Here is a 24,436-nt window from a genome sequence, read left to right as displayed (position 1 = left end):
TGCCGCCCGGTTGGCCGATATGGCTGGCAAATCCTTTAACTTGCGGAAAATACATATGAGCGACGAGAACGCGACGCCAGAGCCAGAAACCGAAATCGAAGTGGACGCCACCCAGGCCGCGCCTGAGATCGATCCGGTTGTTGCCCTGCAGACCGAGAACGCCGAACTCAAGGATCGGCTGTTGCGCACCATTGCCGAGATGGAGAATCTGCGCAAACGCACCGAGCGCGAAATTGCCGACACGCGCAGCTATTCCATTGCCGGGTTTGCCCGCGACATGCTCAGCGCCACCGATGCGCTGAACCGGGCAATGACCGTACTGCCAGCCGACGCGCGTGAAAGCGGCGACGCGGCCACCAAATCGCTGATCGACGGCATAGAAATGACCGAGCGCGAAATGCAGCGGCTTCTGGCCAAGCATGGCGTCAAACCCATTGAAGCCGAAGGGCTCAAATTCGATCCGCACAAGCATCAGGCGATGTTTGAGGTGCCCGATGCATCCAAGCCAGAAGGAACGGTCGTGCAGGTGGTTCAGGCTGGTTTTGCCATCGGCGAACGCGTGCTGCGGCCTGCGATGGTTGGGGTGGCCAAGGGCGGTGCCAGCCAGGCAGAAGGCGATGAGGCCGTGGACAAGAGCGTTTAAGCGCGTTCTCCGGCGATCACCAACTAAGTTTGCCTCGCCCCTCGGGCGAGGCGTTACCCCAAAATTTCAGTGCTGTGGATGCGTTTGACGCCGGCTGCGTCCATGTCGGCCCAGGCGCGCGCCAGTGAGCCGTCATTATCGATGCCCCGCGTTGCGTCTTCGATCACGCTTACATCAAACCCGGCAGCGACCCCGTCAAGGGCGGTCCAGCCGACGCAATAGTCGGTCGCAAGCCCGACGACATATAGCTGACTAAGCCCGCGTTCGCGCAAATAGCTGCTCAACCCGGTCCGGGAGAGGCGGTCAGCCTCTTCAAAGCCGGAATAGCTGTCGACGGTGCGATCAAAGCCCTTGCGTATTATCAATTGCGCATGCGGAATATCGAGGTTGGCCGCCAGGCTCTGCGCCTTTGGTTTCCCAGACACAGTGATCGGGCCAAAGCACCTGCGGCCCATAGTCCAGGCTCTATGGTTTCGAACGGATTTTTGCCGGCATGGTTTGACGCGAAGGAAATATGGTCGGCAGGATGCCAGTCTTGGGTCAGGACAACATTGGCGAATTTTTTCGCGAGCTTGTTAATCAGTGGGATTACCGCGTCGCCATCGGCAACAGCCAGATTGCCGTCGGGCAAAAAATCATTCTGAACATCAACGACGATCAAAACGTCATCGGGATATATTGTTCGTGCCATCGCTCAACTCGCTTTTGACTGATCGACAAATTGGGCGGGCAGCAAACCACGAACCGAATTACCAAGATAGATCGAATCACCGCGGGTCAGGTCCGCCGGGATCAACCGCGCCTCGCTTGCCCTGCCGCTGGCCAGCAACGCCGCCCGCAACGTGCCGGGCAACAGACCAGCCGAAAGCGGCGGGGTCAGCAGCACGCCGTCGCGTTCGACAAAGATATTGGTGATCGAGCCTTCGGTCAGTTCACCCGTCTCATTGCAAAACACCACCTCATCGACACCGAATTGCGCCGCAGCTGCCTGGCGGGGTTCATCGTAAAAGGCACGATTGGTGGTTTTGTGGGCCAACCAGATGCTGCCCGATTGCAAGGGTTCAGGCGACAGGCAAAAGCGAAACACCGCTGGATTTGGTGGCAGTGGCACGGCGCTGATCGAAGGTCCGTGCACCTCATCGAGTAGCAGGCGCACGCGCACGGTGGTGCCTGCGAAGTCGCGCGCTGTTGCGGCGAGCAGTTCTTCAAGCTGTTGCCGCTGACACTCGATCCGGAAATATCGGCACGATGCCAGCAGTCGATCAAGATGACGATCGAGCAAATAATATCCCTCGTCGGCATCCCAACGCATGGTTTCAATTAGCGCGACCGGCACTGGAGGATCGGTCAGAAACTTCATTTTGAGCAGGGCCTCGTCATATTCAGCCTCAAGAATACTATCGGCAACAATGCCGCCACCAATACCGATTTCGCCGTGCCCATCCTGATCAATCATCAGCGTGCGAATGGCCACATTGAGACAAAAATCCCCGCTTGGTGCAAAGTAGCCGATGGCGCCGGTATAGAGACCACGCGGTCCCGCTTCGAGGGACGCAATGATTTCCATGGCGCGCATTTTGGGCGCACCGGTGATCGAGCCACAGGGAAACAGATTGGCCAGAATCTGACTGGTACCGAGGCCGGGCCGTAAGGTCGCGGTAATGCCAGAGGTCATGGTGTGCAGGCTGCGGTAGGTTTCTACGCTGAACAGGTCGGTAACCTCAACAGTGCCAATGTGGGCAATACGACCAAGATCATTGCGCAACAGGTCGGTGATCATCAGGTTCTCGGCGCGATTTTTCGGATCGTTTGCCAGGGCGGTCCGATCCAGTTCATCATCGTCAATTGAACGGCCACGCGGCCGGGTTCCCTTCATCGGGCGGGCCCGTAGGGTGCCAGCAGAACTGGCAATGAAAAGTTCTGGCGACCGCGAGAGGATGGTGTGAGACTTGGTTGCGATCAGCGCGCCATAGGCGACATTTTGCTGGCGCACCAGATCGCGATAGAGCGCTACTGCGTCGCCCTCAAGCTCGAACAGGGCCTTGAATGTCAGATTGATCTGATAGACATCGCCGGCGGCGATGTAGAATTTGATCGCCGCGAAGGCCTCTGCATAATCAGCGACATTTAGTGACGGTCGAATATTGATGACGCGCCCGCGAGTGTTACCATCGGTTTGCGCTTCAAGCCAGGCGAGCACTGAATCGCGGTCAAATTTTTGCGGGGCATCATAGAGGCCGAACCATAATAGTGGGGTTGGGGTGACCGCGGGTAACAGATGGGTCAGGCGTTCTTCGAACAAATAGCCCAGTTCGTAGGCAAAATAGCCCGCGGCCCATTGACCCTCAGCCTGCGCCGACTGTAGCCGCTCCAGCGCTGCACCGGCCGAATCGGCATCATAAGCACACAATATTTCTCGCGGCCGGGTGAACAACAGATTTTGTCCCAGCGGATTGAGTGTATCGTGTAAAAGGACTGTGCCGGGCGAGATCATGGCGCGTTTGTAATCAGGACCGGCGGCTTTGCAAAGCGCGACACGCGCTTATCGGGTCAATAGTGTGATCGCCATTTTACACCGAACAGTGCTTGAAGCATTCGGCGCCCCTCCTTATATAGCCCCCAAGCCCTTTGTCAGGGCATGTTCAAAGGTATAGGAACCTGGTCGTTCCGCGACCACGAGACTGCTTTTTGCGAAGGGTCTCAATCGGGTTTGCTGAAAGAGAGGCATAAATAATGGCTAAAGTAATCGGTATTGACCTCGGGACCACCAATAGCTGCGTCGCAGTTATGGATGGTACCAATCCGAAAGTTATCGAGAACGCCGAGGGCGCGCGCACGACGCCGTCAATGGTGGCATTCTCCAAAGATGGTGAGCGACTGGTGGGTCAGCCGGCCAAGCGCCAGGCAGTGACCAATCCTGAAGGCACGCTGTTTGCCGTCAAGCGCCTAATCGGGCGCCGCTATGACGACAAGGTTGTGGGCAAGGACAAGGATCTGGTCCCCTTCAAGATCGTCAAGGCCGACAATGGTGATGCCTGGGTGGAAGCCTCGGGCGAAAAGTACTCGCCGTCGCAGGTTTCGGCGATGATCCTGCAGAAGATGAAAGAAACCGCAGAAAGCTATCTGGGCGAGAACGTTACACAGGCAGTGATCACGGTTCCGGCCTATTTTAACGATAGCCAGCGTCAGGCAACCAAGGATGCCGGCAAGATCGCGGGCCTTGAGGTGCTGCGCATCATCAATGAGCCAACCGCTGCGGCGCTGGCTTATGGGCTCGACAAGAAGGCCACTGGCACCATTGCGGTATATGACCTTGGTGGCGGTACATTCGACGTCTCGGTGCTCGAGATCGGCGATGGCGTGTTTGAAGTCAAATCCACCAATGGTGATACGTTCCTAGGCGGCGAAGACTTTGATATGCGTCTGGTCGACTATTTTGCCGACGAGTTCAAGAAAGAGCAGGGCATCGACCTGCGCAATGACAAGCTGGCGCTGCAGCGGCTCAAGGAAGCCGCCGAAAAGGCCAAGATCGAACTGTCATCGTCGACGCAGACCGAAATCAACCTGCCCTTCATTACGGCAGATGCCTCGGGCCCCAAGCATTTGACCCTGAAGCTGTCGCGCTCCAAGTTCGAAACGCTGGTTGATGATCTGGTTCAGAAAACAATGGAGCCTTGCAAGCAGGCGCTCAAGGATGCTGGTGTTACCGCCGCGCAGATTGATGAAGTGGTACTGGTGGGCGGCATGAGCCGCATGCCCAAGGTTCAGGAAGTCGTCAAGCAACTGTTCGGCAAGGACCCCCACAAGGGCGTCAATCCCGACGAAGTTGTGGCACTTGGTGCGGCGATTCAGGCTGGCGTGTTGCAGGGCGACGTCAAGGACGTGTTGCTGCTCGATGTGACCCCCTTGTCGCTGGGCATCGAAACGCTGGGTGGCGTGTTCACCCGCCTGATCGATCGCAACACCACCATCCCGACCAAGAAGGGTCAGACCTTCTCGACGGCCGAAGACAACCAGTCCGCTGTGACCATCCGCGTGTTCCAGGGTGAGCGCGAAATGGCGGTCAACAACAAGCTGTTGGGCAATTTCGACCTGGCGGGCATTCCATCCGCACCACGCGGCGTGCCTCAGATCGAAGTGACCTTCGACATTGACGCGAATGGTATTGTCAATGTGTCGGCAAAGGACAAGGGCACTGGCAAGGAGCAGCAGATCCGCATCCAGGCCTCGGGCGGTCTGTCTGATGCCGATATCGAATCCATGGTCGCCGAGGCAGAACAGAACGCTGAAGCCGACAAGAAGAAGCGTGAAGCAGTCGAAGCCAAAAATCAGGGCGAAAGCCTTATTCACTCAACCGAAAAGTCACTGTCTGAGTATGGTGACAAGGTCACCGACGAGGTCAAAGGCGCGATTGAAACAGCGATTGCCGAGTCTCAAGGCCGTCATTGATGGCGATGATGGCGATGCGATCAAGGAAAAGACCAACAGTTTGGCCGAAGCCTCGATGAAGCTTGGCGAAGCCATGTACAAGGCCAGCCAGGAAGAGGCTGAAGCCAAAGCCAATGGCAGCGACGAGGACAGCGCCGACGACGATGTCGTTGATGCCGACTTCGAAGAGGTCAAGGACGATGACCAGAAATCGGCATAGGCCGACTTGAATTCAGATCGAGAGGGTCCGGCGCGAGCCGGGCCCTTTTTATTTTGGTGTGACACCACACTGGTGCCGTGCGACCAAACGCCAGAGGTTGCCTTAGTTCTAGGTAATCGGCACGAGATGGCCTATGGTGGGCTATGAACATTCCAGATCCTCAAACATTCACCGATCCCATCAAGCTGCGCAAACTCATGGCCAATGCCGTGCGTCTGGGCCACGATGATCTTGCATTCAACTGCCAATTGCGCATTGCCGAACTGGTGGGGGAGACCCATGACGCCGGTATCGAGCGCGAATTCTGGACTGCCATTGCGGCCGCCGAGGAATTCAAGACCGCTGCCGCTGGCAAGTCCTCCAAGCTGACCAAGCTGCGGGCCAAGCACAAGCGTGTGGGCGCCCAGCGCGTTCTTGCCGATCAGATTATGGAAGACGGGTTTAGCGACGGCTTCGATACACTGGTGGCCAATGGGCGCGGCGATCTGACCGGCGAGGCAGTTGTGTTGCGTCACGATGATGAATTTTCAGTCGACGAAGTCAATGCGGCGCGGAAAAAGCTGATGGAGCACGGCATTTCCAGTGCTGAACGTATGGAGCGAGAAGCCGTCGAAGACTAGGCGCCTCACGTCAACCGGCATACACGACCCGGTTCCCTGACATGATGAATTGCCAAAATCGGGGAGCGGTTTCACGTGAATCACCCAGCCCGGTCCTTGAACCGGGCCTTTTTGTTGGCATTGAATGCGCGGGCAAGCCTTGTTAAGAGCGGGGTGAATTTCCTGTTGGTCAGGCAAAACTGCCTGCTGCCCCTTGCGGGCGGCGGCGCTGATGGCCATTTAGGAAGCAGAATTTTGACCTGTGATGCGCACCGGAGAAATATCGGCTGCCGCGCTAGGAGATCGACTACTTGGCCAAACGTGATTTTTACGATGTGCTCGGCGTCCAGAAAGGCGCGGATGAGGCTGCGCTCAAGAGCGCCTACCGCAAGCTTGCCATGCAGCACCATCCTGACCGCAACCCCGGCAATACCGAGGCCGAGGCCAAATTCAAGGAAATCAGCGAAGCCTATGATACGCTAAAAGACGGCCAGAAACGGGCCGCCTACGATCGCTTTGGCCATGCCGCTTTCGAAAATGGTGGTGGCGGACGCGGGGGCGCGGGATTCGGCCCCGAATTTTCCTCGTCGATGTCGGATATTTTTGAAGATATTTTCGGCGACTTCATGGGCGGCGGTGGTGGTCAACAGCGGCGCGGCGGGGGCGGCGGATCAGCGCGCATGCGTGGCTCGGACCTGCGCTATAATCTGGAGATATCGCTCGAAGAAAGTTTTTTGGGCCGCACCGTAGAAGTCGATGTGCCAACATTGGTTGGTTGCACGACTTGCGATGGATCAGGCGCCAAACCGGGTACAGGCAAGCATAGTTGTCGGCAATGTAACGGTCACGGCAAGGTGCGCGCGGCACAAGGTTTTTTCACCATTGAGCGCACGTGTCCCGTTTGTCAGGGACGCGGTGAGATGATGGACGAGCCCTGCACCGATTGTGGCGGGCAAGGACGGCGCCAGGAAAATCGCAAATTGTCGGTCGACGTGCCCAAGGGCATCGAGGATGGCACCCGCATTCGTCTCGCCAATGAGGGTGAAGCGGGTTTGCGTGGCGGGCCGCCGGGCGATCTCTATATATTCATCTCGCTACGACCGCACGATCTGTTCCAGCGAGAGGGGGCCGATCTTTATGCGCGCGTTCCCATCGCCATGACCACGGCGGCACTCGGGGGCGAATTTGAAGTACCCACGCTTGATGGCGCCCGTGCCAAGGTCAAGGTGGCACCTGGCACGCAGCCAGGACAGCGGGTGCGGCTCAAGGGCAAGGGCATGCCGGTGCTGCGTACCAAGGACACCGGCGATCTCTATGTGCAGCTTGATATTGAAACCCCGCAGCATCTGAGTCGTCGCCAACGCGAACTTCTCGAAGAATTCCAGAACCTGACCACCGAAAAAACCAATCCGACATCTGACGGTTTTTTCGACAAGCTCAAGAAGATGTTCGAGGTCTAGCGCCTGCAGCTACGCGTTTATTGCGTCGGGGGAATTGCTGCTGGATCCATCCAGATGATTTCCCAGATATGGCCATCGAGATCGGCAAAGGCGCGTGAATACATAAAGCCCAGATCCTGGAGCGGACGTGGTTCGGTGCCGCCCGCGGCGATTGCCTTGTCGACAAACCCGTCAACCTCGGCGCGACTATCACGGTTCAGGGCAATGAGCACTTCGCTGACCTTATGAGCGTCGGCAATTGGCCGTGGGGTGAAATCGCCGAATTTCTCATGTGTCAGCAGCATGACAAAAATGGTTTCCGAAATAACCATGCACGCTGCTGTCTCATCGGTGAAATCAGGATTAAAACTCCAGCCCAACTTGCCAAAGAACGCCTTGGCCTGTTCAAGATCATGAACCGGCAAATTCACAAAAATACTGGTGGTCATTGTGCCCTCCCACTGTCGGATCAAAATAGAATAGCACCGGCGTGCCGGGGTTGCGACATCGAGCTTGCGCCAAGTCGAGCGTGCAGGCAAGGTCCAGGCAAACAAGACAGGAATTGACAATGACCACCGCCCTGACCCTTTCCGGCTCCATTCGTCGGGGATCGCATAATCGCCAATTGCAAGACCATATGGGCAAAAAGCTAGGCGAAGCCGGCGTGATGGTCACAGCACTTGATCTGGGCGATTTCGACATGCCGATCTTTAACGAAGAGCTGGAGCCGGACAATGTGCCCGAATCGGCGGGTCGATTGGCCGAGATGTTCCGGACTCACGATATCGTTTTCATTGCCAGCCCGGAATATAATGGTGGCGTGACCCCGTTGCTGGTCAACACAATCGCCTGGCTCAGTCGTCAGCGCCCAAGCCCGTTTCGCCAAGCCATATTCGGCATTGGCGGGGTAAGCTCTGGAAAGTACGGAACGATCTGGGCGTTATCGCACCTGCGCGATAGTCTGACCAAGATCGGTGGACTGGTGGTGCCAACCCTTCTGGGCATAGGGCCGGCAGAGCAGGCAATCGATGCCCATGGGGACTTCATTGAACCTGCCATCGTTCGAAAGGTCGACCAGATGGTGAGCGAACTGACACACTTCAGCCGCGGAGCCTGAAAATGTACGCGCTCTATCTGACCCATCCGCAGGTAGAGATTGATCCGGCAATAGAAGTGCCGCAATGGAAACTTTCCGGTGTTGGCCGCGAGCGTGCCCATGATCTTTCGAAGCGATTGCGGCTGCCGCCGAAAACACGGCTAATCGCCAGCACCGAACGCAAGGCGATGGACCTGGCACAAATCCTGTCCGAGGATCACGGTCTCGACATTACCAGCGCGGTGGTCTTTAACGAGAATGATCGTTCCGCAACCGGGTTTTTGCCGGGTGACGCATTCGAAATCGCGGCCAATTGTTTTTTTGGCGAACCAGAAAAATCCCATGCAGGTTGGGAGCGGGCGATTGACGCGCAGTGCCGGATCGTCGCTGCGGTCGAAGGTGCAATCGCTGCCACATCGCGACCACTGATATTTTGCGGCCATGGCGCGGTCGGCACATTGCTCAAGTGCCATATTGTCGGCACGGCGATTACGCGCGAGCAAGATCAAGGCCATGGCGGTGATCCCGGCGGCGGCAACGGATTAGTATTTGATTGGGCTGCCCAACGGTTGGTTTGCGACTGGACGCCGTTCGAGGCACTTGATCCCGACTGGCTGGTGCGCGCCATTGCCTAAGGGCGTTCACTGTGGCAATTAGGCGCAAAATCCGGGGAGATGCCATCAAATGAGCGGACAACTGATCGTTGGGCTGGACGTTGACACGCGCCAGCACGCCGAAAGCATCATCGAGTCGCTCGGCGACAGTGTCGATTTTTACAAGATCGGCTACCAATGCTTTTATGGTGCCGATGGATTTGCCCTGGGCAAGGCGCTGCTGGCGGCAGGCAAGAAGGTGTTTTTCGATCTCAAATTGCTCGATATCGACAACACTGTCGAAAAGGGTGTAGCGGCCATCGCCGCCACCGGTGCGACAATGCTCACGGTGCATGCCTATCCCCAGGCCATGCGTGCCGCGGTGCGGGGGGCGGCTGGTACAGGATTGACGGTGTTGGGGGTTTCGGTTCTGACATCAATGGACGACAAAGATGTGGCGGAAGCGGGATTTGCGCGCGATACAGCAGGGCTGGTTTCGCTGCGGGCCGACCAGGCCCGGCAGGCTGGTATCGGCGGGCTGGTGTGTGCAGCCTATGAGGCCAGCATGGTGCGCCAGATCGTGGGACCAAAGCTTGCGATAGTGACACCCGGCATCCGCCCCGCCGGGTCGGATAGCGGCGACCAGAAGCGGGTGATGACTCCGCGTCAGGCGCTCGATGCCGGGGCAACTCATCTGGTAGTGGCTCGGCCAATCGTCGAGGCGGCAGACCCTGCTGCGGCCGCCCGCGCCATTCTGGCAGAAATGGCTGGCGGCACGCGGTTGGCCTAGCCCCTTGTAACTGCTAGAGCGTTGGAGACGAGGAACAGCATATGGCCAATCTGAAAATAGTCATTGTGGGTGCAGGTGGGCGCATGGGCGCCGCCAATATTCGCGCTGTAACCGATCTGGACGGCGTTGTGTTGCATGGGGCGGTTGACCGCGCCGGGACCGATGCGATTGGCAAGGATGCTGGCAGTTTTGCCGGTATCGATCCGTTAGGCGTGTTCATCAGCGACAATATCGAGGCAGCGCTGGAAGGTGCGGACGCGGTGATCGATTTTACCATTCCTGCCGCCAGCGTTGCGTTGGCAGCACAGACCGGCGCGCGCGGGCTGGTCCATATCATTGGCACCACCGGGTGTTCACCCGAACAGGATGCCACTATTGCAGGAGCGGGCAAAGCAGGTGGTCGCATTGTCAAATCGGGCAATTTTTCCATGGGCGTTACCTTGCTGGCCAATCTGGTCCGTAAGGCGTCGGCGGCGCTTTTAACCTATGACATTGAAATTCTCGAAATGCATCACAACAAGAAAGTGGATGCGCCTTCGGGCACCGCGCTGTTGCTGGGGGAAGCGGCGGCTGAGGGACGTGACATAAAGCTTGGCGACCATGCCGTCCGGGTGCGCGATGGCCATACCGGTGCTCGCGAGCCGGGGAGCATCGGTTTTGCCACACTGCGCGGCGGCACTGTGGTGGGTGAGCACAGCGTAATTTTTGCTGGCCCATCAGAGCGCCTTGAACTGGCCCATCGTGCCGAGGATCGGGCGATATTTGCCAATGGAGCAGCGCGTGCCGCCTTGTGGGCACGCGATCAGAAGCCCGGCCTTTATGGTATGGACGATGTGTTGGGGCTGACCCATTGAAGGCCCCCTAATTCCCAAATTCTGGAGATGATAATGACCGGCACCCTGATACTCGTGCGCCACGGCCAGAGCGAATGGAACCTCAAGAACCTGTTTACCGGCTGGCGCAATCCGGGCCTCACCGAAAAAGGCATCGAGGAAGCCCGCGAGACCGGACGCGTCCTGGCCGCCAAATCCATCGTGCCCGACCTTTATTACACTTCAAGCCTCAAACGCGCCCAGCACACACTGGACCTGATGCTCGAGGAAATGGACATCGTCAATGTCACCATCGTGCGCAACACTGCGCTCAACGAGCGCGACTATGGTGATCTGGCCGGTCTCAACAAGGATGATGCGCGCGAAAAATGGGGCGACGAGCAGGTACATATCTGGCGCCGTTCCTATGACGTACCACCGCCGGGCGGGGAAAGCCTCAAGGACACGGCGGCGCGCGCGCTGCCTTATTATGAGCAAGAAATTCAACCCAAGGTTGCGGCCGGGCAGACTATTCTGGTGTCAGCCCATGGCAATTCCCTACGCGCATTGGTCATGGCAATTGAAGGGCTAACGCCCGAGGAAATCCTCAAACGCGAAATCGCAACCGGCCAACCTACCGCCTATAAACTCAAGGCCGATGGGTCGCTCGACAAGCGGATCGACATCTAGGCATGTCAATCGCAGGGCGGTCAGGAGCTGGTCAACTGGCCGCCGCGACGACCCCGGCTTCCCAGCCCAGGATGGCGCGCTTGCGCGGCACGCCCCAATGATACCCGGTGAGTGCACCGGCGCTGCCGACCACACGATGGCACGGCACGACAAACGATATCGGGTTCTTGCCCACAGCAGCACCAACAGCGCGCGATGCCGCCGGTCGGCCGATATGATTGGCAACATCGCCATAGGTGGTGGCACCACCAACCGGGATGCGCAAAAGCGTTTCCCATACCTTGACTTCAAAGTCAGTGCCGATCAGCACGATGCGGACTGGGTGGTCGGCGGACCAGTGTTGCGGCGCAAAAATTCCTGCCACCAACTGAGCGATTTGCCCGTCATTGCGAGTAAAGCGCGCATTGGGCCAGCGATTGGCCAAGTCGGCAAATGCCTGTTCGACGCTGATATCGTCATCGGCAAAGCCAAGCCCTGATATGCCGTAATCAGTTGCTGTGACCACAGCGGTGCCGAAGGGGCAGGGCGCCGCACCCCAAATCATGTCGATACCGGCCCCCTTGGCGCGAAAGACCCCCGGTGGCATGGCTTCGTAGGTGACGAAAAGATCGTGCAGGCGCGAGGCTTGACGACAAGCCAACTTCAAAGGTGGTATCGAGCACGCTGGCGCGTTGGGTCAACAACGACTTGGCATGATCGAGCGCCACGGCCTGGGCGAAAGATTTTGGACTCAGGCCACACCAGCGCCGAAACAAATCGGTCAGCTGGCGCTCGGTCAGCCCCAGTGCACGCGCAAAACGAGGCAGGTCCAGAACATCGGGACCGGTCTCGCTCAAATAGCGGATCGAGGCCCGAATGGTCTGGTAGTCGCTATCGGCGGTGGGGAGGGCATGTGTGTTCATGGCCAGACAATAGCGCTATCGCCTATTGCTTACGACCCGGTTTTTACGGCCCGGATACGCGCCTTGCGCAGCGCGGTACCAAATGCCTTGGCGAAGCTGGATTTTTCGTCGGCGCTGAGAAATTCGCCAATTTCGAGTTTGTCGCGGGCGCTGCGGATATAGAGGGCCGTGGTGCGTTCATCAAAGTCGCGGTCAATGATCAACCGGACCGCCGTCGGCTGGAATTTGCGCAACCTAGTATGTCCGCGCGGGCCGATTTGCGTAACCTCAAGTCGATCCGTCCATACCACAATGCGCTCGCGGCGTTGGCCATCCTTGTGGGTGTAATTGAGCGCCAAGGCGATTGCCAACACCGCGCCGGCAACACACAGTACGATCGGCCAGGCCCCCAGTGCCAACGATATCATGGCCGGCATTGCCCCCATGATTGCGGCACCAGCAATGATCAGCCAACGTCCCCGACGGGTCAATGCCCGGTGTGGCGTCAGCTCAGCGGAAAGCAGCGGTGTCGTCGTAATATCTTGCATTGGCTTTAAACTCGCTAAGGCAGTATAGACCCAGAAATATGGGAGAGAGAATGGCACGCGCGAAAAAAGTGAACAGTTTGCCCAAAGCCGACGTGGCGGCGATTTTTGCCCGGTTCGCGCAGATGGATCCCGAGCCCAAGGGTGAGCCTGGATTATACCAATGCCTTTACCCTGCTGGTGGCGGTGGTGCTGTCGGCGCAAGCAACCGATGTAGGGGTGAACAAGGCCACCAAACGCTTGTTTGAGCTGGCGCCAACTCCCGAAGCGATGGTGGGGCTGGGCGTCGACGGGATCGAAGATCTGGTGCGCACCATCGGCCTTTATCGCACCAAGGCGCGAAATGTTTTTGCGCTCAGCCAGCTACTGATCGAGAAACACCAGTCGCAGGTACCAAACGACAGGACGGCGCTCGAGTCCTTGCCCGGGGTTGGTCGCAAGACGGCCAATGTCGTGCTCAATATCTATTTCAGACAGCCAACGATTGCCGTCGACACGCATTTGTTCCGGGTCAGCAATCGCACCGGGCTGGCGCCCGGCAAGACACCCCTGGCGGTCGAGCAGAAATTGGTCAAGACCATACCCGAACCCTATTTGCTGCATGCGCACCATTGGCTGATCCTGCATGGGCGCTATATCTGCAAGGCGCGCAAACCTGAGTGCTATCGTTGTATCATCGCGCAATGGTGCCGGTTTGTACCAAAGACACCGCCGCCCGCCGCCAAGCGGTAACGACAAACCAGAGCAGCCGCGTGCGTGCCAAATCACGGTGAAAGCGTTGCGCCACGGCAGTCGATCGGGTACATCGAACCGAGTTATGTTATCCCGGAATCGCGCGCATGACCGATACCCGCTTTGATGTCCTGACCATCGGCAACGCCATAGTTGATGTCATTGCGCCTTTGCCGCCCGGCTTTCTGGAAGCCGAAGGCATGAGCGAAGGCATCATGCATTTGATCGATACCGATCGCGCTGCCTATCTCTACGACAAGATGCCCGCGGACAAACATCAGATTTCGGGCGGTAGTGCGGCAAATACGGCGGCTGGTGTCGCTTCGCTCGGTGGGCGGGCGGCATTTGTGGGCAAGGTGGCCAAGGACCCGCTGGGGGATGTGTTTGAAACCGATCTGCATTCGACCGGCGTGCATTATGGCACCAGCCGCCTGCTGAACGGGGCGTTGACGGCGCGCTCAATGATTTTTGTGTCGCCCGACGGCGAGCGCACCATGAACACCTATCTGGGTGCCTGTCATCAATTGACGGAAGCCGACATCAAGGAAGACGAGATCGGGGCAGCGACAGTAACCTATATGGAAGGTTTCCTGTGGGATCCGCAGGAGGCCAAGAAGGCGTTTGTGCTCGCGGCCCATTATGCGCACAAACATGAAAAGGCTGCAGCCTTTACACTGTCAGATCCATTTTGCGTCGACCGATTTCGGGATGAATTTCTTGACCTCATCCGTTCCAAGACCATCGATTATGTATTTGCCAATGTGCATGAATTGAAATCGCTCTACCAAACCGACAATCTCGGTGAGGCAGTGCGCGAAATCGCCAAGGACGCCGAACTTGCCGCCGTTACCATGGGGTCGGACGGTGCGATGGCGATCCATAATGGCGAAGTGGTTTCAGTACCGGCCTATCCGGTCAAAAAAGTCGAAGACGCCACTGGCGCCGGCGATCTGTTCGCTTCGGGATTCCTGCTGGCCATTGCGCGCGGTCAAAATCTGGAAAGCGCGCTCAAAACCGGGTGCCTGTCGGCGTCCGAGGTCATCAGCCATATCGGGGCGCGACCGGTGACGGAACTGGAAACGCTGGTCGAGGCACACGGCCTGGCCGGCTAGAACGTGTAGTCCGGGAGACAGATCAAACCCGGCGCAATTGCACTTCTTCGATTGTGTGACTGGGGCCTTTTTTGAGAATCAGGTCGGCGCGGCCGCGCGTGGGCAGCACATTGTCGACGAGATTGGGCAAGTTGATGGTTTCCCAAACCATCTTGCCCAAGGCACCCGCCTCATCCCGGCTCATTTGCGAAAAGCGATGAAAGAACGAGGTGGGGTCCTGGAACGCGGTTTCGCGCAGTCGGAAAAATCGCTCCATGAACCAGTCGCGCAGATCGCTTTCGGCGGCGTCGATATAGATTGAAAAATCCAGAAAATCGGAGGCGAACAGAATGGGCTTGCCGGTGCGCGGCAGATCGCCGGGCTGGAGAATATTAAGCCCTTCAACGATCAGAATATCAGGGCGGTCGATGGTGACAAACTCGCCCGGCACCACGTCATAGACCAGATGCGAATAGACCGGTACGGCGACGTCCGCCTTGCCTGATTTGATATCTGCCAGAAAAGCCACGAATCGGGCTCTGTCGTAGCTTTCGGGAAAGCCCTTGCGCTCCATGATGCCGCGCTCCTCGAGCACCGCGTTGGGATGCAGAAAGCCGTCCGTTGTCACCAGATCAACCTTGGGGCTGGCGGGCCATCGCTGGAGCAGGGCACGCAGGATGCGGGCGGTGGTTGATTTGCCCACGGCGACCGAACCGGCGACGCCGATGATAAAGGGCACTTTTTGGTCGGGCGTATCGAGAAACCGGGTCGAGACATTGTGCAGGCCCTGGACCGCCTCGACATAGAACGACAGCAAGCGGGTCAGCGGCAGATAGACGTCTTCGGCTTCCTCAAGCGATATCGGATCTGACAAGGTACGCAGGCGCTTGACGTCCTCCCGGCTCAAGGTCATTTTTTCATCGGCACGCAGATTGGACCATTGCGCCTTGGTGAAATGGTGATAGGGCGCGGGCGGTTTGATGCGCTTGTCCATGCTCAATCCTTGTTGCGGGCGGCTTTTTCGGCAAGGCCTGATTGGCCGGTGCGGCTTTCCAATTCGGCCATGACAGCGCTCAAGGGTACGTCGGCCGCGCGTAACAACACCAACAGGTGGTAGAGGACGTCACCGGCCTCCTTGGTCAGTTCCGGGCTGTTGTTGGTCACCCCGGCGATGACCGCTTCGGTCGCTTCCTCGCCCAATTTTTGCGCGCATTTTTCCACGCCGCGCGCCAAGAGCTTGGCTGTATAGCTGTGCTCTGGTGATGCCTTGGCGCGCTCGCCCAGTCGGGCGTCGAGTTGTTCAAGGGTAAAGCTCATAGGGGAGGCTCCTGACGCTTTAGGGGGCGGCGCGATCCATGCGCACGGCGATGCCATTGTCGTGCAGATGCTGCTTGGCCTGGGGAATGGTAAAGGTGCCAAAATGAAAGATCGAGGCGGCCAGCACCGCGCTGGCGTGCCCATCCCGAACACCCTCAACCAGATGATCGAGCGTGCCGACGCCGCCCGAGGCAACGACGGGCACGCTGACGCTATCGGTAATGGCGCGCACCAGCTTGAGATCAAAACCCGATTTGGTGCCATCGCGATCCATCGAGGTGACCAGCAGTTCGCCGGCGCCGCGTTTGACCATGTTGGCTGCGAATTCGACGGCATCCAGCCCGGTGGCGTTGCGACCGCCATGGGTGAATATTTCCCATTCCGAGCGATTGTCACCGCCCGGTGCCTGACTGAGGCGCTGCTTGGCATCGACGGAAACAACAATGCACTGATTGCCGAACTTGTCAGCAGCACGAGCGATAAAATCGGGATCGTTGACCGCCGCGGAATTGATCGCCACCTTGTCGGCACCCGACAATAACAGCTTTCTGATATCCTCGATGGTGCGAACACCGCCACCGACGGTAACCGGCATGAAACAGTGTTCTGCGGTGCGGGCAACCACGTCAAAAATAGTATCGCGGCCTTCATGGCTGGCGGTGATATCGAGAAAGCACAATTCGTCGGCACCCGCGGTATCGTAGGCAATGGCCGCCTCAACCGGGTCGCCAGCGTCGATCAGATCAACAAATTGCACCCCTTTTACGACGCGTCCGTCCTTGACATCAAGGCAGGGGATGAGCCGGGTCTTTAATGTCATTGTGCGACATCCTTGTTTTTCTGCCAGGCCAGCCGATGGATGATCAAGGAGATAAACCAGACAATGGCCGCTCCCGATCCCAGTGGCAATGTGACCAGACCAAACCAGCCCATGACACCCATGGTGTATAGCGTGCGCCCCCAATCGCTGCCCGCGATCACGCAGGCATGGACGCTGCCTTCATCGACGACACAACCGTTGGCTTCGGCCAACGCGTTGGTCACCAGCACCGAGCTGACTGGCCAAAGCGCAAATATCACTATGAACAGCAGTGCCAGACCATAGGCCCACCACGGAAATCTTGAGCTGCGAGCGGCGGCGCTCATCCAGCGCTGGCCTTGAGCCGGGCCAATGCTTCACGTGAATCAATGCGCCCGTCATAAAGCGCCCGGCCTGAAATCGCCCCTTCCAATATTCGGGTATCGGGCCGGGTCATGCGCTCGATGTCAGCCATTGACGCAAGGCCTCCTGAAGCAATCACCGGGATAGATGTCGCGTGCGCCAGGGCAATGGTGGCGTCCCAGTTGATCCCGGACAAAATACCGTCACGGTCGATATCGGTATAAATGATGGCGGCGACGCCAACCCCCTCGAAGCGTTTGGCCAGTTCAATGACGTCAAGTTCGGAGGTTTCCGCCCAGCCTTCGACGGCGACCCTGCCGCCCCGGGCATCAATGCCGACGGCAATCTGGCCGGGATAGCGTTTGGCAGCGGCCTTGACCAAGTCCGGATCGCGCACGGCCACAGTGCCGAGAATGATGCGGGCCAGCCCCTTGTCCAGCCAGGAATCTATATGGTCCAGCGTGCGAATGCCCCCGCCCAACTGAACGGGGAAATTGACGGTCTTGAGGATTTGCTCCACCGCCGCCCCATTGACGCTTTGGCCCGCAAAGGCCCCATTGAGATCAACGACGTGCAGATATTGAAATCCCTGGTCTTCAAAACTCCTGGCCTGGTCGGCGGGGCTATCGTTGAAAACCGTCACCTCGTTCATGTCGCCCAGTTTGAGGCGCACGCATTGGCCGTCCTTGAGATCGATGGCAGGGAACAGGATCATGGCGTCCAAACCAGAAAATTGGAAATCAGTGTCAGGCCAAGTGCCTGGCTTTTTTCAGGATGAAACTGGGTGCCGAAAATGTTGTCGCGACCAACTGCGGCCGTAACCGTGCCGCCATAATTGGTGGTGGCGATCAGGGTTTCGGGGCTATCTGTTTGCAAGTGGTAGGAGTGGACGAAATAGGCATGCAAGCCATTTTCGCCATCAGGCACACCGGCAAGCAACGGATGGGATTGCCTGATCTGCAGTGTGTTCCAGCCCATATGCGGAATTTTCAAACCTGGATCAACGGGGGCAAGTGGCACTACCGAACCGGGGATCCAGCCGAGACCGGAGGTTACCGTTTTTTCGCGGCCCTCTGTCGCCAGTAATTGCATGCCGACGCAGATACCAAGGAATGGCACCCCATAATTGAGGACGCGTTCCGCCAGCACGTCGACCATGCCCGCAACCTTGTCCAGCCCGGCTCGGCAATCGGCAAACGCGCCAACACCGGGCAAAACGATGCGATTGGCGCCGCGGACAATATCCGGATCGGCGGTAACGATAATCTCTGGCGGCTGATCGAGCATGGCAGCCTGCCGCTCGAACGCTTTGGCGGCCGAGCGCAGATTGCCCGAGCCATAGTCAATGATGGCCACCCGGCTCATGCGCGTTCCATCCAGGCCAGCGTTGCGGTATCGGAGCTGGCTGCAACCCGGTCGGCGCGATGGTGCCAGCCCTTTCGGCCTAGTTTTGCGCGCCGCATGGCGGGTGCGGCAAGGCCGATCCAGACGGCAAGCGCCAGATAAAGCAGCATTGCGGTGTCGCTGCCGATATATTGGCTCAACCAGATCAGGGCGACGATTTTGACCCCATAGACCAGTAGTTCGAGCCATAGACCATGGAGCACGGCAAAGACCGGCGGCAGCAAAAAGCCCAACCAGGAAAATTTTTCAGCAACCGCTACCGGCGCCTTGTTTCCAGATCCAGCTTCATAGATTGCATAGACCGTCACCAGTTACTCCCATCTCGCGCCTATTGCCCCGATATCGGGGTGCCAAATACCCGCTGGCTGTGGATTTAGTGCAATTACCACAAAAGCGAAAGGGTCAGAGCGTACCCTTGGTCGATGGAATGGTATTGGCGGTGCGAGGATCGATTTCGAGCGCATCGCGCAAAGTACGGGCCACCGCCTTGAAGCAGGTTTCGGCCAGATGGTGGTTATTGTCGAAATAGGCATTCTCGACATGCAGGGTTATGCCGGCATTGATCGCGAAGGCCTGAAAAAATTCACGGAACAATTCGGTATCCATCTCACCGACTTTTGGCGCCGAGAATGCAACCTTCCACACAAGGAACGGGCGGCCCGACACATCCAGCGCCACGCGGGTCAGCGTGCCATCCATGGCCAGATCGCTACTGGCATAGCGTCGAATGCCCTTCTTGTCGCCGAGTGCCTTTTGAATTGCCTGGCCCAATGCGATACCGACGTCTTCGACGGTGTGGTGAAAGTCAATGTGTAGATCGCCATCAGCCTTGACCACCATGTCGATCAGGGAGTGGCGGGCCAACTGATCCAGCATATGGTCAAAAAAACCGATGCCCGTCGCCATGGCCCGGGTGCCAGTGCCATCGAGATCGACCGACACCTCTATGGCAGTCTCATTGGTCTTGCGAGCAATCTTGGCGGTACGCATCTCGTCTCTCCATTGTGCGGTTGCTCTAGCATATGCAGGTGATTGGATAAAGATTGGGTTGAGACGGCGCCTCGACGATCATCACCTGCATTGCAATCGGGACGGTACCGCCTAAATAAGAGCCAACAGTTCTGGAGTTATTCCCTATGAGTGACAGTAGTTTTCCCGGTTGGCACGGCACTACCATTGTGGCCGTTCGCAAGGGCAACAAGGTTGTGGTGGCTGGTGATGGTCAGGTCTCGGTTGGCCAGACCGTGATGAAACACAATGCCAAGAAGGTCCGTCGGCTGGCTGGCGGCAAGGTCATTGGTGGCTTTGCCGGGGCAACGGCGGATGCCTTTACCCTTTTCGAGCGGCTCGAAACCAAGCTTGAGCAATATCCTGACCAATTGATGCGCGCCGCGGTCGAATTGGCCAAGGATTGGCGTACGGATCGCTATTTGCGCAAGCTTGAGGCGATGATGATCGTGGCCGACCAGACCGACACGCTGGTTTTGACCGGTACCGGTGATGTACTCAGCCCAGACCACGGCGTGATCGCCATTGGCTCGGGCGGCAATTATGCCCAGTCGGCGGCGCTGGCGCTGGCCGAAAATACCGAATTGGACGCCGAAGAGATTGCGCGCAAGGCGATGAAGATCGCTGAGCAGATCTGCGTCTATACCAACGGCAGCGTTACTGTCGAAACCATCGAAACAGATTAAACCGGGCCGGCTGGCCATTCGGCAGCCACCGCAAATGGATCGGCTCAATGAGCGATCCGGAAAGGGACAACGTGTCCGACACCAATTTTTCGCCGCGCGAGATCGTCTCCGAACTTGATCGCAATATTGTTGGCCAGAATGACGCCAAGCGTGCCGTCGCCGTGGCCCTGCGCAACCGTTGGCGCCGTCAGCAATTGCCGGAGGAGCCTGCGTCGTGAAGTCAGCCCGAAGAATATTTTGATGATCGGCCCCACCGGCGTGGGCAAGACCGAAATCGCCCGTCGGTTGGCGCGGCTGGCCCAGGCGCCGTTCATCAAGGTCGAAGCAACCAAATTCACCGAGGTGGGTTATGTTGGCCGCGATGTGGAGCAGATCGTGCGCGACCTGGTCGAATCTGGCCTGTCGCTATTGCGGGACAAGCGCCGCGCCGACGTACAAGCGCAGGCCCATCACAATGCCGAAGAACGGGTACTTGACGCGCTAGTCGGTACCTCCGCCACGCCCTCAACGCGCGACAGTTTCCGCAAGAAACTGCGGGCGAACGAATTGGACGACAGCGAGATAGAAATTGAGCTTGCGCCCTCGCCCGGCACCGGCATGTTTGAAATGCCCGGCATGCAGGGGGGAATGTGGGGATGATCAATCTGTCGGAAATGTTCGGCAAGGCGATGGGCGGGCGCGGCGTCAAACGCAAGCTCAAAGTCAAGGAGAGGCTATGACCTGCTGGTAACCGAGGAAGCCGACAAGTTGCTGGACCAGGAAGCGCTCAAGGTCGAGGCTGTTGATCTGGTTGAAAACCACGGCATCGTTTTTCTCGATGAAATCGACAAGATTGCCAGCCGCGAGGGTCGTGGTGGGGGGGATGTGAGCCGGGAAGGCGTGCAGCGCGATCTGCTGCCACTGATCGAAGGCACGACGGTTTCGACCAAATATGGTCCGGTCAAGACTGACCATATCCTGTTCATTGCCTCGGGTGCCTTTCACGTTTCAAAACCATCTGACCTGTTGCCCGAGCTACAGGGCCGCTTGCCGATCCGTGTTGAACTCAAGGCGCTGACGCGCGACGATTTCGTGCGCATCCTCAATGACACCGAAGCGAGCCTGATCAAGCAATATGTCGCCTTGATGGGGACTGAAGGTGTGACGCTGGTGTTTTCCGACAATGCCATCGAGGCCATCGCGGACGCCGCCGTCAAGGTCAATGCGACGGTAGAGAATATCGGTGCACGACGGTTGCAGACGGTGATGGAACGACTGGTCGAGGACATCTCGTTCGACGCGCCGGACAAGCACGGGGAAACCATCGATATCGACCGCGCCTTTGTTGCAGACAAGGTCGGTGTCCTGGCTGGTGATGAGGATCTTAGCCGGTTCGTGCTCTAATAACGATGGGGTGCGGCGTCAGGCTCTTGGCCTTGCCAGAGCGCCGCACCAGTTCGGTGCGCAGGAATGCCAGATCTTCAACCGACAGCCGAGAGATATCGGCGGCCAGCCGATTGGTCAGTTCGGTGGCTTCTGGCACCATGCCCCCGGTATCAATGGTAATTTTGGGATCGCTGATTTCGGCGAGCCGCTGCAATTCTTCGGCTTCGTCCCAAATGACGTTGAAAAACGCGATGATGCGATGCAGCAAAAAGCCGGTGGGCAGGCCACGCCGACCGTGTTCAAGTGCCGACAGATAAGCGCTCGACACATTGAGCGCTGCGGCCATCTGTTTAAGCGATATGCCGCGCTCTTCACGCATGGCGCGCAAACGTGCACCTAATGGGGTCATGGTCGCCGCAACCTCACATAGTAGGCGCCGTCACCACCATGATGCTGGGCGGCTGCGTTCCAGCCAGCGATCATCGGGGCAAGGCCCGGTTCGGAAAGCCACATGGGCAGCATGGCGCGCAGAATGCCGCGCTCGATAAATGTTGTGGCCAAATCGTCGGACTGGCGCAGACCCTTGCCGGTAATTACCAAAATGGTGCGGTCGCCGCGGGCCACGCGGGCGCGGACAAATCGGTTGAGCGCCTGATGGGCTTCGGTTTGGCGCATGCCGTGCAGATCAATGGTGCCGTTAATTTCGATGCGGCCGCGGGCGACCTTGCGGCGAAGGCGCGGCTCGATAGCGTGACCCGGATGGCGTTTCGGCGCGGGCGGCGCCTGATAGGCCGGCATGGTGATGGGCGCGGCGCGACGCGGCTTTTGCGGTGCGGGCGGGCTCGGATGAACAGCGGTATCGGGTATGGGAAGCGGCCCCTGGGCGATTTTATACAACCGCTTTGGCCGTAGGGGATCGACGGTTTCGGCAACCGCCGTCCATAGGTGAAAATCCGCCAGGCGCTTGGCATCGCGCTTTGCCATAGCCTGTCTCCGCAGCCAATCGAATCAGTTCAACTGGCTGGTGGAACTCACTTTCCAGTTAGGATCGCGCGATTTTGGATTGCGCGTAAAGCTCCATTCGTCGGCAATGGATTGCACCTGATCGGCATTGCCCTCCACCAGATTGCCATCCTTGTCGCGGGTGGCGGACACCACCTCGGCGTGAAAGCGCACGGTGACGGTAACGTTTTTCTTGTCGTACTCGGCCTCGGAAATTTCAACCTTGGGCAGGCCAACAAATGTAAAATCAACGCTTTGCTTGGCCGCCTCCCGCTCTGCGATGGCGCTCTGGAAGCCTTCGAACACATCTTTTTCCAAAAGATTCTTGAGCGTAGCCCGGTCGCCCGCGGCAAAACTGGTGACAATCATTTCATAGGCCTGCTTGGCCCCTTCAAGGAATGATTTTGGCATAAAGGTCTGATCGGCTTCGGCGACCGCCTTGAGGCCGGCGGCCAGTGGCGCGTTGTCGCGCGCGAACTGCTCAATCTCGGCCTCGATCTTGCGGGCACGAAATTCATCGTCAAGTTCGGGGTTGGTTACGCCGCGCGGCCGCATTGGCACAACGGTATCGTCGCTCTTGACCTCGCCCGATTTGTGTCGCTCGACCGGCGGGCGTTCGTTGCCAGTCCTGGTGCCCAATACGGACCGCAGGCGAAACAGAATGACAATGGCCAAGCCGATAACGATAAGGGTGGGGAGATCAAAAAATTCGTTCATGGGCCTGATTACCTGTTCATTGGCGCGGCGAAGATGCGGTCGCGCGCTCGCAGAGCGTCGATGTCTACCTATATATAGGCAATGCTTCACCTTGAAACCAGTTCACGTTTGGGCGAATTATCACATCAATTTGCCATGTGGCTTAACAAATTGGACCGATTACGTGGCTCGTATCCTTATCATCGGCTTTTTATTGCTCCCCATCATTGAAATTGCCCTGTTCATCAAGGTCGGTCAAACGATCGGCTTGTGGCCAACGTTAGGGCTGGTGATTCTGGGGGCCATTGGTGGTGTCATACTGTTGCGGCACCAAGGCTTGACCATCCTGCGCCAGATCCAGACCAGTCTTAACAGCGGCCAAATGCCAGGCCAACCGCTAGCCGAGGCGATGATGTTGGGCGTTGCAGCGGTATTCCTGCTATTGCCCGGCCTGTTCAGCGACGCGGTGGCACTATTATTGCTGCTACCGCCAGTGCGTGGCTGGATCTATCGCGCGTTTGCCAGCCGTGTTGTCGTGCACGCCAGCGCCAGCCAGACGCCGGGTCGCGAGCAACCCCAGGTCAAGCGCCCCGGCACAATCGATCTCGACGATGACGACTACCGCCCGAGTTAAAGGCGCACATTGCCAGCGCTTTACCAGTGTTGTCAAAGATGCTAGCCACCCCGCAAAGCTTTAATGCGAAAAGGACATGAAATGGCTGACGACAATCAGGCCGGCACAACGCCCGAGGCCGGTGCGGCTCCCGCGATGAACCTCGTTGGGCAATATATTCGCGATCTCTCATTTGAAAATCCCGATGCTCCGGCATCGATCATGCTGGGGTCGGGTCAGCCGACATTCAATGTGTCCATCAGCGTCGGCGTCAAGAAACAGAGCGATGACATCTATGCGGTCGAGTTGACGCTGAACGCCAAGGCGACCCGCGAAACCAAGGTCCTGTTCAATGTCGAGTTGGTCTATGGCGGGGTGTTCCGTTTGCAAAACATTCCCGAGGCCCAGCTCAGCCAGTTGCTGATGATCGAGTGCCCACGGCTGATTTTCCCATTCGCCCGGCAGGTATTGGCTGGCGTCACCCAGCAGGGCGGTTTCCCGCCCCTGATGATGGAACCAGTGGATTTTTCGGCGATCTATCGTCAGAATCTGGCCACGCTGGCCGCCAAGCAGCAAGCAGAAGGTGGCGCGACAACGCCCGAAGACAGCAAACCGAATTGATTG

At 58.1% G+C, this 24,436-nt stretch carries 26 protein-coding genes and 5 pseudogenes; 15 read left to right on the top strand and 16 right to left on the bottom strand.

Going from position 1 to position 24,436, the window contains the following annotated elements:
* Positions 1 to 55: 55 nt before the first annotated feature.
* Positions 56 to 643, top strand: a complete 588-nt coding sequence (gene grpE, locus PSQ19_RS14005) for a nucleotide exchange factor GrpE (RefSeq protein ID WP_282218233.1) — start codon at positions 56 to 58, stop codon at positions 641 to 643.
* 53 nt (positions 644 to 696) lie between these two features.
* Here grpE and pncA read toward each other — a convergent pair.
* Positions 697 to 1,334: pseudogene (gene pncA, locus PSQ19_RS14000) on the bottom strand (bifunctional nicotinamidase/pyrazinamidase).
* Positions 1,335 to 1,337: 3 nt separating this feature from the next.
* Complete coding sequence (gene pabB / locus PSQ19_RS13995; protein WP_282218232.1) at positions 1,338 to 3,137, bottom strand: aminodeoxychorismate synthase component I; 1,800 nt, start codon at positions 3,135 to 3,137, stop codon at positions 1,338 to 1,340.
* Between the two features lie 239 nt (positions 3,138 to 3,376).
* On the opposite strand from pabB, the pseudogene dnaK reads away from it, so the two are divergent.
* From dnaK to dnaJ, 3 genes and pseudogenes are all read left to right on the top strand, one after another.
* A pseudogene (gene dnaK, locus PSQ19_RS13990) lies at positions 3,377 to 5,291 on the top strand (molecular chaperone DnaK).
* A 143-nt stretch (positions 5,292 to 5,434) separates the two neighbouring features.
* Complete coding sequence (locus tag PSQ19_RS13985; RefSeq protein ID WP_282218231.1) at positions 5,435 to 5,911, top strand: hypothetical protein; 477 nt, start codon at positions 5,435 to 5,437, stop codon at positions 5,909 to 5,911.
* 290 nt (positions 5,912 to 6,201) lie between these two features.
* Positions 6,202 to 7,350, top strand: a complete 1,149-nt coding sequence (gene dnaJ / locus PSQ19_RS13980; protein ID WP_282218230.1) for a molecular chaperone DnaJ — start codon at positions 6,202 to 6,204, stop codon at positions 7,348 to 7,350.
* A 17-nt stretch (positions 7,351 to 7,367) separates the two neighbouring features.
* Here the strand turns inward: dnaJ and PSQ19_RS13975 are convergent, their stop codons facing one another.
* Positions 7,368 to 7,778, bottom strand: coding sequence for a VOC family protein (locus tag PSQ19_RS13975; RefSeq protein WP_282218229.1), 411 nt, complete (start codon positions 7,776 to 7,778; stop codon positions 7,368 to 7,370).
* A 119-nt stretch (positions 7,779 to 7,897) separates the two neighbouring features.
* On the opposite strand from PSQ19_RS13975, the gene PSQ19_RS13970 reads away from it, so the two are divergent.
* Genes PSQ19_RS13970 through PSQ19_RS13950 form a run of 5 tightly spaced genes read left to right on the top strand, consistent with a single transcriptional unit; the run spans position 7,898 to position 11,310 of the window.
* Complete coding sequence (locus PSQ19_RS13970) at positions 7,898 to 8,446, top strand: NADPH-dependent FMN reductase (protein ID WP_282218228.1); 549 nt, start codon at positions 7,898 to 7,900, stop codon at positions 8,444 to 8,446.
* Positions 8,447 to 8,448: 2 nt separating this feature from the next.
* Positions 8,449 to 9,060 carry a histidine phosphatase family protein gene (locus PSQ19_RS13965; protein ID WP_282218227.1) on the top strand — a complete coding sequence of 204 codons (612 nt, stop codon included), beginning with the start codon at positions 8,449 to 8,451 and terminating at the stop codon, positions 9,058 to 9,060.
* Positions 9,061 to 9,109: 49 nt separating this feature from the next.
* Positions 9,110 to 9,808 (top strand): orotidine-5'-phosphate decarboxylase, encoded by a 699-nt coding sequence (pyrF, locus tag PSQ19_RS13960; protein ID WP_282218226.1) that lies wholly within the window; start codon positions 9,110 to 9,112, stop codon positions 9,806 to 9,808.
* 50 nt (positions 9,809 to 9,858) lie between these two features.
* Complete coding sequence (gene dapB, locus PSQ19_RS13955; protein ID WP_282220709.1) at positions 9,859 to 10,662, top strand: 4-hydroxy-tetrahydrodipicolinate reductase; 804 nt, start codon at positions 9,859 to 9,861, stop codon at positions 10,660 to 10,662.
* A gap of 33 nt (positions 10,663 to 10,695) precedes the next feature.
* Positions 10,696 to 11,310 (top strand): 2,3-bisphosphoglycerate-dependent phosphoglycerate mutase, encoded by a 615-nt coding sequence (locus PSQ19_RS13950; protein WP_282218225.1) that lies wholly within the window; start codon positions 10,696 to 10,698, stop codon positions 11,308 to 11,310.
* Between the two features lie 31 nt (positions 11,311 to 11,341).
* Here PSQ19_RS13950 and PSQ19_RS19915 read toward each other — a convergent pair.
* Positions 11,342 to 12,212 (bottom strand): annotated as a pseudogene (locus tag PSQ19_RS19915) (methylated-DNA--[protein]-cysteine S-methyltransferase).
* A gap of 29 nt (positions 12,213 to 12,241) precedes the next feature.
* Complete coding sequence (locus PSQ19_RS13935) at positions 12,242 to 12,739, bottom strand: DUF2244 domain-containing protein (protein WP_282218222.1); 498 nt, start codon at positions 12,737 to 12,739, stop codon at positions 12,242 to 12,244.
* Positions 12,740 to 12,777: 38 nt separating this feature from the next.
* On the opposite strand from PSQ19_RS13935, the pseudogene nth reads away from it, so the two are divergent.
* Positions 12,778 to 13,468: pseudogene (nth, locus tag PSQ19_RS13930) on the top strand (endonuclease III).
* Between the two features lie 107 nt (positions 13,469 to 13,575).
* The gene (locus tag PSQ19_RS13925) at positions 13,576 to 14,580 is read left to right on the top strand and encodes an adenosine kinase (RefSeq protein WP_282218220.1); all 1,005 of its coding nucleotides are present in this window, start codon (positions 13,576 to 13,578) and stop codon (positions 14,578 to 14,580) included.
* Positions 14,581 to 14,602: 22 nt separating this feature from the next.
* Here PSQ19_RS13925 and coaA read toward each other — a convergent pair whose 3' ends face one another.
* The 8 genes from coaA to hisB form a co-directional block, all read right to left on the bottom strand.
* Positions 14,603 to 15,553: a type I pantothenate kinase gene (gene coaA, locus PSQ19_RS13920; protein WP_282218219.1), complete on the bottom strand. Its 951-nt coding sequence runs from the start codon at positions 15,551 to 15,553 to the stop codon at positions 14,603 to 14,605.
* Between the two features lie 2 nt (positions 15,554 to 15,555).
* Positions 15,556 to 15,876, bottom strand: coding sequence for a phosphoribosyl-ATP diphosphatase (locus PSQ19_RS13915; protein WP_282218218.1), 321 nt, complete (start codon positions 15,874 to 15,876; stop codon positions 15,556 to 15,558).
* A 19-nt stretch (positions 15,877 to 15,895) separates the two neighbouring features.
* Entirely contained in the window at positions 15,896 to 16,696 is an 801-nt protein-coding gene (hisF, locus tag PSQ19_RS13910) for an imidazole glycerol phosphate synthase subunit HisF (protein WP_282218217.1), read from the bottom strand.
* On the bottom strand, positions 16,693 to 17,022 hold the full coding sequence (locus PSQ19_RS13905) for a hypothetical protein (RefSeq protein ID WP_282218216.1): 330 nt from the start codon (positions 17,020 to 17,022) through the stop codon (positions 16,693 to 16,695). The genes hisF and PSQ19_RS13905 overlap by 4 nt, the downstream gene beginning before the upstream one ends.
* Entirely contained in the window at positions 17,019 to 17,753 is a 735-nt protein-coding gene (gene hisA / locus PSQ19_RS13900; protein ID WP_282218215.1) for a 1-(5-phosphoribosyl)-5-[(5-phosphoribosylamino)methylideneamino]imidazole-4-carboxamide isomerase, read from the bottom strand. Before hisA ends, PSQ19_RS13905 begins: the two co-directional genes overlap by 4 nt.
* Positions 17,750 to 18,403: an imidazole glycerol phosphate synthase subunit HisH gene (gene hisH, locus PSQ19_RS13895; protein WP_282218214.1), complete on the bottom strand. Its 654-nt coding sequence runs from the start codon at positions 18,401 to 18,403 to the stop codon at positions 17,750 to 17,752. Before hisH ends, hisA begins: the two co-directional genes overlap by 4 nt.
* The gene (locus PSQ19_RS13890; protein ID WP_282218213.1) at positions 18,400 to 18,750 is read right to left on the bottom strand and encodes a DUF2628 domain-containing protein; all 351 of its coding nucleotides are present in this window, start codon (positions 18,748 to 18,750) and stop codon (positions 18,400 to 18,402) included. The genes hisH and PSQ19_RS13890 overlap by 4 nt, the downstream gene beginning before the upstream one ends.
* 94 nt (positions 18,751 to 18,844) lie before the next feature.
* On the bottom strand, positions 18,845 to 19,432 hold the full coding sequence (gene hisB, locus PSQ19_RS13885; protein WP_282218212.1) for an imidazoleglycerol-phosphate dehydratase HisB: 588 nt from the start codon (positions 19,430 to 19,432) through the stop codon (positions 18,845 to 18,847).
* A gap of 146 nt (positions 19,433 to 19,578) precedes the next feature.
* Here hisB and hslV point away from each other — a divergent pair, with 146 nt between their 5' ends.
* Both hslV and hslU read left to right on the top strand, forming a co-directional pair.
* Positions 19,579 to 20,136: an ATP-dependent protease subunit HslV gene (gene hslV, locus PSQ19_RS13880; protein ID WP_282218211.1), complete on the top strand. Its 558-nt coding sequence runs from the start codon at positions 19,579 to 19,581 to the stop codon at positions 20,134 to 20,136.
* Positions 20,137 to 20,183: 47 nt separating this feature from the next.
* A pseudogene (hslU, locus tag PSQ19_RS13875) lies at positions 20,184 to 21,519 on the top strand (ATP-dependent protease ATPase subunit HslU).
* Here the strand turns inward: hslU and PSQ19_RS13870 are convergent.
* From PSQ19_RS13870 to PSQ19_RS13860, 3 genes are read right to left on the bottom strand one after another with little or no spacing between them, the layout of a single operon-like run.
* A complete protein-coding gene (locus PSQ19_RS13870) occupies positions 21,500 to 21,910 on the bottom strand; it encodes a helix-turn-helix domain-containing protein (RefSeq protein WP_282218210.1) in 411 nt (136 codons plus the stop codon). The pseudogene hslU and the gene PSQ19_RS13870 overlap by 20 nt on opposite strands.
* Positions 21,907 to 22,485: a Smr/MutS family protein gene (locus PSQ19_RS13865; RefSeq protein ID WP_282218209.1), complete on the bottom strand. Its 579-nt coding sequence runs from the start codon at positions 22,483 to 22,485 to the stop codon at positions 21,907 to 21,909. Before PSQ19_RS13865 ends, PSQ19_RS13870 begins: the two co-directional genes overlap by 4 nt.
* A 24-nt stretch (positions 22,486 to 22,509) precedes the next feature.
* Entirely contained in the window at positions 22,510 to 23,220 is a 711-nt protein-coding gene (locus PSQ19_RS13860; protein ID WP_282218208.1) for a Tim44/TimA family putative adaptor protein, read from the bottom strand.
* 163 nt (positions 23,221 to 23,383) lie between these two features.
* On the opposite strand from PSQ19_RS13860, the gene PSQ19_RS13855 reads away from it, so the two are divergent.
* Positions 23,384 to 23,833 carry an FxsA family protein gene (locus PSQ19_RS13855; RefSeq protein ID WP_282218207.1) on the top strand — a complete coding sequence of 150 codons (450 nt, stop codon included), beginning with the start codon at positions 23,384 to 23,386 and terminating at the stop codon, positions 23,831 to 23,833.
* Positions 23,834 to 23,914: 81 nt separating this feature from the next.
* The gene (gene secB / locus PSQ19_RS13850) at positions 23,915 to 24,433 is read left to right on the top strand and encodes a protein-export chaperone SecB (RefSeq protein ID WP_282218206.1); all 519 of its coding nucleotides are present in this window, start codon (positions 23,915 to 23,917) and stop codon (positions 24,431 to 24,433) included.
* Positions 24,434 to 24,436 lie beyond the last annotated feature (3 nt).

It is taken from the genome of Devosia algicola, from assembly GCF_028816455.1.
GTDB lineage: Bacteria > Pseudomonadota > Alphaproteobacteria > Rhizobiales > Devosiaceae > Devosia > Devosia algicola.
The sequence above is the reverse complement of the archived record's forward strand: the minus strand, read 5'-3'. Positions and strand labels throughout refer to the sequence as shown.